General features: G+C 65.3%; 1 protein-coding gene. It reads left to right on the top strand.

The genetic code is table 11. The features are described 5' to 3' along the window. Positions 1-868 (top strand): thiamine pyrophosphate-dependent enzyme (locus EN991_RS37900; RefSeq protein ID WP_245461196.1); only part of this gene is annotated, 868 nt, incomplete at its 5' end. Positions 869-934 lie beyond the last annotated feature (66 nt).

The raw sequence follows: 934 nt of genomic DNA, 5'->3' as shown, positions 1-934 counted from the left end.
CAAGCAGGCCGACCTCGTGCTGCTGATCGGCGGCCGCATGGGCGAAATGCCCTCCTCGGACTACACGCTGCTGAAAAGCCCCTACCCCGCCCAGACACTGGTCCATGTCCATGCCGATTCCGGCGAGCTCGGCCGCGTTTACAGGCCGGCATTGGCGATCAACGCCTCGCCGTCCGCCTTCGTCGACGCTTTCGCCAAACGCAAGCCGGCCTCCGCACCCGTCTGGGCAGCCGAGACGCCAAAGCTGCATGCCACCTATCTCGACTGGTCGACACCACCCGAAAGCGGCCCCGGCCCGGTCCAGATGGGCCCGATCATGAACTATCTCGAAAAGATGTTGCCCGACGACGCCATTCTCACCAACGGCGCAGGCAATTACGCCACCTGGGTGCATCGCTTCCATCGCTTCCGCCGCTTCGCCACTCAAGGTGCGCCGACGTCAGGCTCGATGGGCTATGGCACGCCTGCGGCAGTCGCCGCCAAAGAGCTGTTTCCAGAGCGCACCGTGGTCGCTTTCGCCGGCGACGGCTGCTTCCTGATGAACGGGCAGGAATTCGCCACTGCCGTGCAATACGACCTGCCGATCGTCGTCGTCGTCGTCAACAACGGTATCTACGGCACCATCCGCATGCATCAGGAGCGCGAATATCCCGGCCGCGTGGTGGCCACCGACCTCAAGAACCCCGATTTCGCGGCTCTCGCCCGCGCCTATGGCGGCCATGGCGAAACGGTTGAGAAGACGGCGGACTTCGCCCCGGCCTTCGAACGCGCCCGCGCCAGCGGCAAGCCGGCGATCGTCGAGATCCGGCTCGACCCCGAAGCGATCACCCCGACCCGGACGATGACCCAGATCCGCGACAAGGTTTGAGAGCCGACCGGGTCAAGTCGAATTCCTTCACGCCCCCTCTGCCCTGCCGGGCATCTCCCCCTCAAG

Source organism: Mesorhizobium sp. M7A.F.Ca.US.005.03.2.1 (assembly GCF_003997795.1).
Classification (GTDB): Bacteria; Pseudomonadota; Alphaproteobacteria; order Rhizobiales; family Rhizobiaceae; genus Mesorhizobium; species Mesorhizobium ciceri.
Note: the sequence above shows the minus strand (reverse complement) of the source record. Positions and strands in the feature narration are given on the sequence as shown.